The organism is Shewanella piezotolerans WP3 (assembly GCF_000014885.1).
Classification (GTDB): domain Bacteria; phylum Pseudomonadota; class Gammaproteobacteria; order Enterobacterales; family Shewanellaceae; genus Shewanella; species Shewanella piezotolerans.
Genome location: NC_011566.1, coordinates 3143013 through 3156096, shown reverse-complemented (window position 1 = coordinate 3156096; position 13084 = coordinate 3143013). Strand labels below are relative to the sequence as shown.

Here is a 13084-nt window from a genome sequence, read left to right as displayed (position 1 = left end):
ACTTACCCCATCATTTTTTCAATAGGCATGACAAGAATTGAACTTGCACCTAGCTGGGTGAGCTGTTCCATGGTGTCCCAGAACAGGTCTTCGGTGCTAACGGCGTGGATTGCAACGCGATTGGTATCATCATTGAGTGGTAATACCGTTGGGTTTTCAGCGCCGGGAAGTAACGCGACAATTTGTTCTAGCGTTTCAGTTGGTGCGTGTAGCAAAATGTACTTACTCTCTTTTGCACGTACTACGCCGTTGATGCGAGACAGGATTTTGTTAATAAGCGCTTGCTTATCATCTGGCTGACTAGTGGTTGATTGGATAAGGCAAGCGGTAGATTGGTATATAACCTCTGTTTCATACAGGCCGTTAGCTTCCAGAGTGGCGCCGGTTGATACTAAATCGCAAATGGCATCAGACAGCCCAGCTCTTGGAGCCACTTCAACAGAGCCTTTTAACATACAGTCATTGTAGCTAATGCCTTTTTGCTGCATATAACGACGTAGAATGTTGGGGTATGAGGTTGCAATGCGCACCCCTTCTAACGAGCTGGCATCTTGGTAATTAAATTCGTTTGGTACAGCAAGTGATAAACGACATGCGCCGAAATCAAGCTCTCGTAGTTTGATGCACTCAGATGGCTTGTTTAGTGATTGACGTTCAATCTGTTCCTCTTCCAACACGTTTTCGCCAATAAAACCTAAGTCGACAACACCGTCCATTACAAGGCCTGGAATATCATCATCACGGACGCGAAGTAGATCGATAGGCATGTTGTCAGAGTGGGCAATAAGGCGCTGTTCATTGATATTAAACTTCACGCCACAGCTCTTTAGTAATTTCAGAGACTCTTTTGATAGACGACCTGATTTTTGGATAGCGATTCTTAATCTGTTTGACTCTGACATGGATACTTCCTTTAAGTTGATTCAAAAATTCATATAAAACAAATTGTTAAGTTAAAACCAAAAAACCCCTGGAATTCCTTCCAGGGGTTTTTGATATTTTGAATCAACCGCCAGAAGGAATCAGTCCTTCGGCAGTGAGCTTCCGAAGGCTACCGCATATGGTGATGATGATGGATAGTGTTCAGAAGCTGTATCATATTCTTTTTCTCTACTCTTAATATTCTGTTGGGCCTGATGGCCATAATATCTGCAACTGAGATAACTCTTCGTTGCCGATGCATTTAAATTAATCAGTTTTATAACTGATTGCAACCATTAATTTTGGCAGATGAGTAATGTTCATCTAAATGTCACTCTTTCACTTTAGGCAAGGCGAGTATGCACATTGTTTCTAGAAGAGAACAATTGATAGCTAGCAGCTTTCGACATTTTTTGGTGTTATTCGAGTATGAAGCGCTATAAGCCTAAAGCAGCATACGTTACACTCTAGCGGTATCCCTTTTAATGACAAAGATGTTGGCCACTAAGACCACTAAGAACAGGTGATTTTGAGCGCGAGATTAACACAACAGGTTTTAGCGACATTTTCAGCTGATGGTGCATTAGCTAAAGCAATTAAAGGTTTTAGTCTGCGTTTAGTACAACAACAAATGGCAGAAGCGGTTAGTCAATCTATATCAAGTAGTCAAAACCTTGTGGTTGAGGCGGGCACTGGCGTTGGTAAAACCTTTGCTTATCTTATCCCCGCGCTACTTAGTCATAAGCAAATTATTGTCAGCACAGGCAGTAAGAACCTGCAAGAGCAGCTGTTCTACAAAGACCTACCCGCATTACTGTTAATGCTAGGATTGTCACCTAAAGTGGCTTTATTGAAAGGTCGCAATAACTACCTCTGTCAATATTTGATGGACAAAGAGCTGTCGGGTGCGAGTTCAATGGACTCTAAAATTCTTGACGATCTATTGAGGATTAATCAATGGGCGGGTCAAACAACCGATGGTGATCTTGGTGGTTTAGCTGCTGTATCTGAAAGCTCACAGGCGCTGCCATTGGTAAGCAGTGCTAAGGAAACCTGTATAGGTCAACGCTGTGAACACTACGATGTTTGCTTCACTCGGAAAGCCCGAAATCGAGCCATGGACGCCCAGATTATCGTGGTGAATCACCACTTATTTCTAGCTGATAAAATTATTAAAGAAACAGGCTTTGCGGAGTTGTTGCCAGATCCCGATGTGGTTATTTTTGATGAAGCTCATCTGCTGCCAGATATTGCAGTGACCTATTTTGGACAGCAATGCTCAACTAGAGTGATTGCGGATTTACTGCAACAATTTGCTGATATTTATCGCACAGAACTTCGCGATGCTAAGCAGATAGAACTGCTAAGCGCCCGTTGCTTAACTTTGCTCAATGATTGGCAGCAAGCACTTTTCGAAAAGGGTGAGACTGACTGGCGAAGAATGTTAAGTAACAAAGCGCTATCAACACTATCTTGGTCTTTGTTAAAAGAGTTAACCACGTTAAAAAGTGTATTACAGGGCCATGTCGGTCGCAGTGATAATTTAGATGATGCACTCGAAAAGTTGGATGCTCAAACCGCTAAACTCGAACTGTTTTTTTTGTGTGAGAACAATCAAGCAGCCTATAGTATTGACTATGGGCATCGTTACTTGATGTTAAGGATTGCACCAATCGATGTCGCAAAAGAGTGCAAAAAGCTATTTGATGAAAAAGTCGCGTGGATTTTCACTTCTGCTACGCTACAGATTAATCAAGATCTGAGTCTGTTCACCAAGCAGCTCGGGATAGGAAATTGTAACCAGTTACTGCTACAAAGCCCCTTTGACTACGCCAACAATGCCCTGTTTTGCGTGCCACGCCATCTGGCTAGCGTGAGTAATCACAGTACGATATTACCTCAGTTTGTTGACGTTTGCGTGCAAGCGATTGAAGCGGCTCAGGGACGAACTTTTATCCTTTTAACTAGCCATCGAATGTTGAATCAAGTTGCTGTCGCTCTGCAGCGTCGAGTTTCATATCCACTACTAGTACAAGGGCAAGCTAATAAGCAAAGCTTGCTGAAAAAATACCGCCAATTGGGTAATGCAGTACTATTAGGAACAGGTGCGTTTTGGGAGGGGGTAGACGTACGAGGAAAGCTACTTAGCTGCGTAATCATTGATAAGCTGCCGTTTGTTTCACCCGAGGATAATCTTTATCGTGCTCGTAGCGAGAGTGTCGCCAGAGAGGGCAAAGACCCTTTTACCGAGATCTCGCTGCCACAAGCGGTTATTTCACTCAATCAGGGCGTTGGGCGCTTAATTCGTGATGAGAAAGATAAAGGGGTATTAATCTTATGTGATAACAGAATTGTTCATCGCCCCTATGGTCAAGCATTTTTAAATTCATTGCCACCGATGGCAAGAACTCGAGAACTAAATAATGCCGTTAAATTTTTACAGCAGATTAAGTGATTAAAATGATGACCAAGTAGATGAGCACCAGTAGCAGCAGCGCCAAAATACAGCGCCGTCGATACAAAAGTCCCTGAGAGTTAAGCAAGCTGGGGAATAACAGAAAGTTTAGCGGGTTAAATAGGGTTTTATAAGTAATAATTCCTACTCCTTCTTGCCTGCCACGATAGAGCATTTTCGAAAAATAATACATAAACCGGAATAAAAGCACTGGGAAACTGATATAGATAAACAGGGTTAAGCTTAATTCCAAAGAGATTTCTAACTCTTCAAATGTCAGCATTAGCCCTTTATGCCAGGCTTCCTCAAGACTTGCTGAAAAGTAGAGCAGCATAAAAGCTGTCACTATCAGGCTAAAGACAATGAACAGTAATGAATAGCGAAATAGTCGAAACCAATCTAAGGTGATCTGGCGCATATCCCTCCTATATGAATAGCGGGTACCATTTTTTAACAATAAAGACTTTGTTTAAATCTAGTCCATAAATGACCTATAGGTTGGTGTTTTACTCCATCTTAATGGATTTATTTGACTGCTGCTCCCGCATCACAACCCCTTGGCTGATACCTGCGAATATAATCATCAGAGCACCAATAAGCTGAATCGAAACAAGAGTTTCGTCAAATAAAAACCAAGCAAATATAACGACGGCGACTGGCTCAAAGTAAGCGAGAGTGCCAAAGGAAATAGCAGGCAAGACTCGAAGTGCTTTAACTGCGAAGAGTATTGCTAAAAAGCCCGGTAGTACACCAATCGCGATCAACCAGCCCCACTGGTTTAGTGAAGGAATAATCGGTGACTGAAGAACGAAAGGCAGTAGGCAGATAGCACCAACACTGAGTTGTATCAAGGTACTTTGGTAGGGGGTTGATTGACTTGGCTTACGGTTAATTAGCATAAAGCCTGAATAACTGAGCATCGCCAAAGTAGCGTAAAGGTAGCCAAGCGTTTGTTGCTGGTTATCACTGTCTAGATTATTGGGCAGCATGAGGCCAAAGCCTAAAAGTGCGAGCACTATAAGGGCGCAATTTATCTGCGTGAGCCTCTCTTTATAAACAAAGTGAGCAAAGGCTGCGGAAGTTAAAGGCGCGAGGTAGATAAGCATTACCGCGTTGGCCATACTGATATAGCTGATGGCCTGCACATAAAACACCATAAAACCCGCTAACATTACGCCGTTGATAATAGTGCGTTTGCTAGGTTTGTGTTTTACTTGCACCGCTTTTCCACTTAACAGCATAAACGCAAGCATACAGGCTGCACCAATCACTAAGCGGTAGAAAGTGATATGTTCAGCGGGCAGGGCTGCGTAACGCGCAAACACACCTATGGTCGCCATTAATACCGCAGACATTACCGCAAGCAACATAAAGGCGAGCGAGTGCTGGCTACTCATAGTGTCTTAGCTGCTTGGCGTTGTTGATATTGGGCCTTAGCAGCCTGATTGTATTTTTCAAGCAAACTCGGTTGCGGGGCGATTGTATCACCGTGATGCTTATCGCTTGAAAGCTGCAATAGATCAATTTTTAGCTGACCATGAGAATCAAACTGGCTGGCAAAAGTGCCCATGCTGGTAAGATCTAATTTCCAGTGGGTTAAACGCCCTAAAACGTAATTACCATATTGGAAAGCTTCATATTCATTCAGTAGGGTTAAAAAGTCGCTAAAGCCAAAACCTGTTAATGATTTCTGGGCATTAAAAGCTGCCACGTACCCTGAAGCCAATAGTACATCCTCTTCTTTCTTTTGAGCTATCTGTCCTAATTGGAATTGATAAGAATGCCGAGTTTCGTGGATCAAAAACGCCAAACTCGCAAATTTATCTTGAGTGGCTAGTTTCTCAGGGTTTAAATAAACTGTGCCCGTTTTGAGCTGATTGGTGTCTGCCACTAATGGTGAGAAATCTAATGGATTAAAATCAAAGTAAACCATCTTATTAGGGTAACTATGATTATCTATGACAAGTTTTGGCTTTTTTATCCCCATTGAGCGGTATTCGAGTGCAAAGACTTTACGCAGATGAGGGATCTGCTGGTCGATAGAAAGTTGGCGCCAGTTAGAAAGGGCGGATACTAAGTCATCATCGGCGAGGATGAGTTCAACTAGTTTATTGGCATCTTCAATCGTTTTAGCTTGTGCTGTTTCCACAAAGGCTTGCGCTTCGGGCTGAAGTGCAAATGCTTGTGGATACTGAGATTGCAATTCTTGCGTCGCATAAAAAGAAGAAGCAGCTTGTGCTAAAGGAGCCACACTGAGCAGTACTACGGCAAACAACGATGAGCTAGATTGAAAAATGGATTTTAATGTAAATGATGACATGGCATTGTTCACGGCTTCTGCAAAGCAGGAGCGCCCTATATTTATTATTATTCTTAATTAGAGCGCTACCATAATCGGTTAGGCTGTTTAGGTCAAAATCAATTTATACGCAGTAGAATTCAGCGGCTGAATATGCTTTAGATAGGTAGCACAAAGCCTAGATAAGTGCTCTAGGCTCTGGAAAATCTAACTCGCTTAGGAGCTAAGCGAGTCTGTTGACTGATATCAGGCTGCGGGGCTCGCCGAAATATCGCTACTTGGTCTATGATCCTGTGCTAAGAAGGTATAGACCGTTGGCAATACAAATAGCGTGAACATGGTGCCAATTGACATTCCCACGGTAATAACCAAGCCAATAGCAAAACGGCTCTGGGCGCCAGCGCCTACTGCGATAAGTAGCGGTACTACACCAATAACCATAGCCGCGGTTGTCATTAGTACAGGCCTAAGTCTTACTGCAGCAGCTTTTATAGCAGCTTCGCGTTTACTGTAACCTTTTTCTGCTTGCAGTTGGTTAGCAAACTCCACAATCAAAATCCCGTGTTTACTAATTAGACCTATCAAGGTAACTAAACCGACTTCGGTGTAGATATTGAGCGTATCAATACCAAAGTACAGCGGAAGCATGGCTCCAAAAATAGACAAGGGTACACTGGTTAAAACAATAAGAGGGTCTCTAAAACTCTCAAACTGCGCAGCCAAAACCAAGTAAATGATGATAATGGCAAGAAAGAACGTGGCGATTAGCGATGAACCTTCTTCTAAAAACTGACGCAATTGACCTGAGGCATCGGTACTGTATGCCTTGGGTAATATTTGCTCTGCAGCTTCAGCCATAACGCTATAAGCTTCACCAATACTGACGCCTGGCATCATTTTCGCTTCTATCATTGCGCTGTTTAATTGCTGAAATTGATCAACAGCTGATGGTTGAACGCTCTTAGTGATGGTAACCAGTGAGGCTAACGGCACCATTTGACCATTGGCTGACTTTACGTAGTACTGTTTTAAATCTTTTGCAATACGACGGTCATCTTGTGGCACTTGAGTGATCACTTGATAACTGCGTTCGTTTAACGCGAAGTAATTGACAAACCCTTCACTTAAGTAGCGTGATAACACTAATCCTATTTGCTGGGTATCAACATTCATTAAGGCGGCTTTATCGCGGTTAATATTCACTTCGACCTGTGGTTTGCTAAAGTCTAAATCGTTTTGAACGTAGATAAATTTGCCGCTTTTTATCGCATAGTCTTTAACTTTTTCTGCGAATTGATATAGATCTTCATAGCTACCAGTCGGTGTCTTTATCACCATTTGGAACGGTAAACCTTGAGCTGTGCCTGGTAAGTCGGGAGGTGAAAAAGTGTACACTTGCAGCCCTGGTAGAGTGCTAATGTCACTTTGGAAACGCTTCATGATCTCTTTGCTTGAAGCATCTCGCTCACTCCAATCCTTGAGAACGGCTAACCCGAAGAAAGTTTGATCATTTTGATAGCCATTAACCATCATATCCATATCTTTCTCTGGATAAGCGTTTACAATCTTGGTCAATGGCTGAGTAAAGTGATTAAGATAATCAGTATTCGCTGTTGTTGGACCTTTACCCATCATGATCATGACGCCCTGATCTTCTTGTGGCGCTAGTTCTGAAGCGGTATGGGTAAACATAAATATCAATGCCACCAAAATTGTAGCGGCGAAGGGCCATACAAGCTTTCTGTTTTCTAGGAGCAAGGTCAACATGTGCGTATAATGGCGAGTAATGACGGCAATGCTGGCATCGATTTTTTTGACGAGCTTGCCTTCAAGGGTACTTTTGTTCAACACTTTTGAACACATCATTGGCGTTAATGTGAGCGCCAAAAAGCCAGAAATGAGCACCGCGCCGACTAAGGTAAACGCGAATTCGGTAAATAACTTACCCGTTAATCCCCCCATAAATCCAATAGGTGCATACACTGCCGCTAAGGTTATGGTCATGGCGACAACAGGCCCAGCAATTTCACGGGCACTTATAATCGCTGCATTTACAGGGTCAACTCCGTCCTCTAAGTGACGAAAGGTATTTTCAACCACGACAATTGCGTCATCAACAACCAGTGAAATCGCCAGTACCATTGCTAACAGTGTCAAAATATTAATACTGAAGCCCATTGCCAACATGAAGAACATCGCACCTATCAACGACAGTGGAATGGTAACAAGTGGCAGCATCATAGCGCGCATAGAACCTAAGAAAGCAAAGATAACTATAATTACAATAATTGCTGCTTCTATGAGTGTTTTGGCCACTTCATCAATTGATGTTTGAATATATTTGGTTGAGTCATAGGTGACGTTTGCATCGATACCTTCAGGCAAACTATCGATAATGCCTGGTAACACCTTGTAAACATCTGCTGCTACATTGAGCGGATTTGAATTTGAGGTATTACTTATAGCAGTCAATACCGCCGGTTTGCTGTTGAAGTTTACTAGGGCATCGTAACTATTGGCGCCAAGCTCAACAGTGGCGATATCCTGCATATGGATAATGCGGCCATCACTGGCTTTTAGTGCTATCTGCTTAAACGCTTCCACTGAGGCCGCGTCAGTATGGGCGTTTATGTCTACTTCAATATATTTGTCTTTTATTTTTCCTGCAGCACTGACAGCATTATTACCTTTTATTGCATTTTGTACATCGGCTGCAACAATGCCAAAAGCTGCCATTTTTGTTGGGTTTAACCAGATTCTCATTGCAAAATCGCGTTGCCCTAACAGATCAATTTTTGACACGCCGCTAACTGTTGAGATGGTGGGTTTGACTACGCGACTGATATAGTCGGAGATCTGCTCAGTTGACAAGGTGTCACTCGAGAACGATAGGTACAAAATTGGTGATTGTGATGTTGATTTTAAAATACTTGGATCGAGAACGCCTGCTGGTAGGCGGTATTTAACTTGTTGTACTAAAGATAGAATTTCAGTCAATGCTTTATCTGACGGATAATCTAGCTTGAGGTTTACCGTAATCAGTGAAGTCCCTAAGCTACTTTCTGAAGTCATATAGTCTATACCCGCAGTCTGCGCAATTTGAGCTTGTAGAGGCTGGGTGACATAGCCTTGCACACTGGACGCACTGGCGCCAGGATATTGAGTGGTAATGGTTATGACACCAGTCTCTAGTTCAGGGTACTGTCTAATTTGCAGCATCCCAAAAGCCTTAAGACCTAGCACCAATAAAAACAGGCTAAGCACAGTTGCAAGAACAGGGCGTTTGATAAATAGATCGGTAAAATTCATCTTACTACTTCTCTGCTTTATTTTTGTTAAGCGTAGATGCTTGGTTAATAGATCGACTGTTATTGACAAGTACAGTGGCGCCATCTTTCAAACTTTGAGTATTAGAGGTGATGACCTGCTCACCTGCTGCCAACCCTGACGTTACGCCTACCCAAGCATTATGTTCATCTGCTGTCGTAATCGCGCGGCGTTCGATACGGTACTCAAACAGCCCTTTATGATTAGTGCTGGCGACTTTAGAGTCAGCCTTTAGTACGTAGACCGAATCACCATAAAGTGAGTAGGTAATTGCAATATTGGGGACAGGGATCAGAGAGACTTCTAAAGCCGTATCAATAATCGCTTCCACATACATACCTGAAATAAAAGAAACTTTATTTAATTTTGCGCTTTGCTCTACTTTTGCACGGATATCTAAGTTATGTGACTGGCTATCAACAGAAGGTTGAATTGCTACAATGTGAGCAACAAAATTTTGGCCATTATAGGTGTCAGTTGTGAATGTCACCCTTTGACCTATTTTGACGTTCGCTAGTTGTATTTCCGGAATGGAGAAGTCAATGTATTGCTCGGTTAGGTTTTGTAGTTCTACTATTGTAGTGCCTGGTTGTATATAGTCCCCCTTGTTGACTTTCCGGATCCCAACTTTTCCTGAGAAAGGTGCTTTAACCTGCATGAAGTCAATTTGAGTTTTAATATATTCAACATCAGCTTGGCTAGTTGCTAACGTTGCTGCAGCAGTATCTACCGAATCCTGAGATGTGCTATTTGTTTTCAATAGCTTTAATTGGCGTTGATATTCAATTTTCGATAGTTTTAAATTAGCCATGTTAGTTTTTTTATTAGCTTGGAGTAATCGATCATCTAATTGAACAAGTATGCTACCCTGTTTTACAATATCACCAGACTTAAATGAAATGCTGCGTACCTGGCCAGATAACTGCGGCGTAATATTAACTTGTTGGTCAGCTGATATATGGCCAACAGCACTAATAGTTTTTTTCCAGTTGCTGTTTTTAACGGTAACAGATGTTACTGCTGCAGGAGCTGGTTTATAGGCTGCTAGTTTTGTTTTAATCATATTCTGCTTAAATGTATTAAAGCCAAATACAACGACAAGAATAGTTAACATTGATATTGCACCTATGAGGGTAGCTTTCTTAGACATTTTTTTCTCGCTTAGATAAAGATGTTGATAATGATTCTGTTCATTTCCAGAACTCATAACTTGGGGGAGAGATTAATGGAATGGCAGAAGAAAAAAATTAGTAAAAAATAACAGTTTAATAAAAGATATGTTGGTTCATGTTTTAGATTGTTATTGGTCTTTATCAGTTTTATATTTACATTTTTGTTCTTATAGTGTGGCTTGTGTTTAAGTTCTTTTAATACAGCAACTTGATATATAAATCGCAGAATTTATTTTTTGGTTATGCTTCTTTGATGTATTAAAGTGCTAGTGGCGTAGAATTGTCGATAAACTAACAACTGGTTAGTCATTTACTTTAACAGGAAACATTATGAGAAAGCTTAATCCTCGTACTTTTACATTGAAAAGTGCTGCATTACTATTAGTTGCCATAACTTCATTGTCTGCTAACGCTGCAAGTATTGATAATGATAAAGGTGATATAAAAATTTTCAATAAAGAGATGAATCAACTTGAGCAGGTTGAAATAAACGACAATATATATATTGCAACAGTATCTGATTCTTTTAACGATATAACAGAAGAAACAGACTATATGTCTGAGTATACAATTATCAAGAGAGTTACTGATAAAGAGGCTGTTGAATTAGACTTACATGAAGCCAAGTCGTATTACATATACAGCATTAATGGATTGAAAGACTTGACTGATAATGTTGAAAAGCACCTAAATAATAATCATCCTGCATATTTTTCAACAACATTACTAAAAGGCGATAAATACTATCATGGCTTTAGTGAGTATATTGCCAAGGTCACTGAATATAGCCTCTAATCGTTATTCAGGTATTGACGGTATTCAACACTAACATACTGAATGCTGCAACTATTTTTATTTTGGATGTTTTATGAAAAAATCTATATTTATATGTAGCGCTATGCTTATTGTTTTTAGCTCCTCAAGTTTTGCTGGTTGTCGATGGGTCAATGGCAGTCGATATTGTGGAAATAACAATACTGTTGTTGTTAACAATCATCATAACGCCGTAGTGGTTTCACCTGGTTACCAAGCTAACCCGTGGGCTGCGTTTGGGGCGGTAGTCGGCGCTGCAATTGTAATTGACGCTGCAACAGGACAGCCTAAAGTTGAGGGTAAAGAGTCTATTGTGGTTGAAACTAAACTGATTGAAGCTGGCAAAGTCGATGTGGTTGATAAAGGCAATGAAGTGGTTTTCATTAAAGGGATTGGTTAATCGGTAACGTTTAATAGCGAGCATGCAGACTATGAGTTCCCAGGAAAGGTTTGAATACTCTATCTTCCTGGGGCTTAGATAGGTTATTGATTTTTCCTCAAAACCGCCTAGTATAACCCTAAAGAGACAGGACGTTAGGGCATTAGATGCACAAGCAAAGTTATAGAATCGATAATTGGTTTTTTGTGCCTCATGAAAATAGGCTTGTTCTCGATGAGCAAGAGATCCTAATCGACAATCGTTTATCCAACCTGCTACTTTTTCTTTGTGACAATCCTAGAACAACACTGAGTCGTGATGAAATAATCGATCATGTATGGAAAGGTTCTATCCTTACAGATCAAGTCATTACCCAAGCTATTTTTGAACTTCGAAAAATACTTAAGACTAATAATCAGCATTTACAAGGGTACATCATCACGGTCCCTAAGCGTGGCTATAAACTTGATACTGACGTGGAGGTAGTCAACGAAGTTAAAACTGCACCAACAGTCCTTAATGCGGCGCATAAAATAGTAGAGAGCAATGCCGAACAAAAGAGCAACTTTGCTGCTAAAGAAGCGACTAAACACAAGAAAGCTACTGAAAATGAGGAGCCTACTACTGCAGTAGAATCTGCAAAAAGTGTACGATTTTCTAGTTCATTGGCAATAGTAGGCGCTTTGATTGCTGTGGCGGTTTTGGTGGTTTTTTTCAATCGGGCTGATATTGGCAAGCAACCATCAGTAGAGCATGTTGTTTATGCTGATTTAGAGCCTAGAGTGATAGAAGCATCAATCGATAATTCACTCGCTAATGCCTCATTGCAGAATGGAGTTATCTTCAAAGTAATTGAATATCTTAAGTATAATGTTAATTATAGGGTATCATTTAACCCGAAAGATCATTTGATAGCAGCTAAAAAACTCTCTTTTATCGTCACTCGGGAAAACGGTATCGATTATGTGAATATTGAATACTTTAACAAAATCTCTAATTATCAACATTTAGATAGAAAGTACCCTATCAGTGAAAAGCACTTAAAACACAGTATAAAATTGATGATAGATGATGTGCTCGATGCTTTTAATATTGATATTGCTAAATCTGAAATAGATTTGGTTTTACGTGACATGCCCGAAGAGCCAGCAGCATTAGCGTTGTCACTTGAAGCTATTGGAACTTTACATAGTTATGATAAGCAGTTTGATGCGATTGATTTACTTGCGAAAGCGTTAGAAATCGACCCCACGAGCCATTACCTGTTATCAATGAATTATATATACAACATGACGATAGCCTATTTAGGTAAGTCAAATTTATCAATTGATAGTATTAATTCACTTAACAGTGATTTTGAACAGATTTTACCGCAGATATCTGAATCACCTGAATCTTTTAAGGTCTATGAAGCTATGGCCTTACATGCATTATCTAAAGATCTGCCCATCGAAGCGGTGCAGCATCTGAATCAAATCCCTCATACTCACAATACAATCATGACATATATTTTGAGGGCTAAATTGGCGGAGTCCTTTGGTAATCCTGCATCGGCAGAGGAGTTTTACTATCAAGCCTTGCATGAATCAGGTACACCTAGAGTGTTAGATTTCGCAGAAAGTCTGTTGTTCTATAGTGATTTGAGCAAAATGAGACTCAAGCTGCTAAGCCAGCTTGAGTCTGTCGTAGAAGATCAAAATAAATGACCCATTTATTTT

10 protein-coding genes are annotated in these 13084 nt (G+C 40.8%); 4 read left to right on the top strand and 6 right to left on the bottom strand.

Going from position 1 to position 13084, the window contains the following annotated elements; translation table 11 throughout:
* Positions 1–2 precede the first annotated feature (2 nt).
* Positions 3–902 carry an ATP phosphoribosyltransferase gene (gene hisG, locus SWP_RS13455; RefSeq protein ID WP_020913074.1) on the bottom strand — a complete coding sequence of 300 codons (900 nt, stop codon included), beginning with the start codon at positions 900–902 and terminating at the stop codon, positions 3–5.
* Between the two features lie 548 nt (positions 903–1450).
* On the opposite strand from hisG, the gene SWP_RS13450 reads away from it, so the two are divergent.
* Entirely contained in the window at positions 1451–3376 is a 1926-nt protein-coding gene (locus SWP_RS13450) for a DNA repair helicase YoaA (RefSeq protein ID WP_020913073.1), read from the top strand.
* Here the strand turns inward: SWP_RS13450 and SWP_RS13445 are convergent.
* The 5 genes from SWP_RS13445 to SWP_RS13425 all read right to left on the bottom strand — a co-directional run bounded on the left by SWP_RS13445 (position 3369) and on the right by SWP_RS13425 (position 10152).
* Positions 3369–3794 (bottom strand): hypothetical protein, encoded by a 426-nt coding sequence (locus tag SWP_RS13445; protein ID WP_044555919.1) that lies wholly within the window; start codon positions 3792–3794, stop codon positions 3369–3371. The genes SWP_RS13450 and SWP_RS13445 overlap by 8 nt on opposite strands.
* An 88-nt stretch (positions 3795–3882) precedes the next feature.
* Positions 3883–4773, bottom strand: a complete 891-nt coding sequence (locus SWP_RS13440) for a DMT family transporter (protein WP_020913072.1) — start codon at positions 4771–4773, stop codon at positions 3883–3885.
* Complete coding sequence (locus tag SWP_RS13435) at positions 4770–5696, bottom strand: hypothetical protein (protein ID WP_020913071.1); 927 nt, start codon at positions 5694–5696, stop codon at positions 4770–4772. The genes SWP_RS13440 and SWP_RS13435 overlap by 4 nt, the downstream gene beginning before the upstream one ends.
* Positions 5697–5921: 225 nt before the next feature.
* Positions 5922–8984, bottom strand: coding sequence for an efflux RND transporter permease subunit (locus SWP_RS13430; RefSeq protein WP_020913070.1), 3063 nt, complete (start codon positions 8982–8984; stop codon positions 5922–5924).
* Positions 8985–8988: 4 nt separating this feature from the next.
* Positions 8989–10152, bottom strand: a complete 1164-nt coding sequence (locus SWP_RS13425) for an efflux RND transporter periplasmic adaptor subunit (protein WP_187148500.1) — start codon at positions 10150–10152, stop codon at positions 8989–8991.
* Positions 10153–10504: 352 nt separating this feature from the next.
* Between SWP_RS13425 and SWP_RS13420 the strand changes: the two genes are divergently transcribed.
* From SWP_RS13420 to SWP_RS13410, 3 genes are all read left to right on the top strand, one after another.
* On the top strand, positions 10505–10969 hold the full coding sequence (locus SWP_RS13420; protein WP_020913068.1) for a hypothetical protein: 465 nt from the start codon (positions 10505–10507) through the stop codon (positions 10967–10969).
* Positions 10970–11042: 73 nt separating this feature from the next.
* Positions 11043–11387, top strand: a complete 345-nt coding sequence (locus SWP_RS13415) for a hypothetical protein (protein WP_020913067.1) — start codon at positions 11043–11045, stop codon at positions 11385–11387.
* Between the two features lie 146 nt (positions 11388–11533).
* Positions 11534–13072, top strand: coding sequence for a winged helix-turn-helix domain-containing protein (locus SWP_RS13410; protein ID WP_020913066.1), 1539 nt, complete (start codon positions 11534–11536; stop codon positions 13070–13072).
* Positions 13073–13084: the final 12 nt, after the last annotated feature.